The following is a 281-nucleotide window of genomic DNA, read 5'->3' as shown; positions in this document are numbered from 1 at the left end:
CTGTTGCCGATGACCTGCACCGTGGTGAGGTCGAGCGTGCCGCCGGTCGGGTACGTCTCGGCGTCCCTCACCTCGATGAGCGGGACCGAGGCGCCGTCGCTGCCCTTGGCGGTGCCGAGCGTGTCGAAGACCGGGCCCGGCCGCTGGATCACGTACTGGGTCGGGATGAAGGTCAGTCCGACCAGCCCGACCAGCGAGATGCTCAGTGCGACGACGCCGACGATCGTGCCATTGCTGCGGCGTGATGACACGTGACCTCCGGGCGTTCGCGAGCGGCGTAC

The 281-nt window shown here is 69.0% G+C and carries 1 protein-coding gene; it reads right to left on the bottom strand.

Annotated elements, in window-relative coordinates; genetic code table 11:
* The coding region (locus KI686_RS16670; RefSeq protein WP_237590426.1) for a hypothetical protein at nt 1-281 on the bottom strand (281 nt) is incomplete at both ends.

Source organism: Polaribacter sargassicola (assembly GCF_021991835.1).
In the GTDB taxonomy this organism is placed as follows: domain Bacteria; phylum Bacteroidota; class Bacteroidia; order Flavobacteriales; family Flavobacteriaceae; genus Polaribacter; species Polaribacter sargassicola.
The sequence above is the reverse complement of the archived record's forward strand: the minus strand, read 5'-3'. Positions and strand labels throughout refer to the sequence as shown.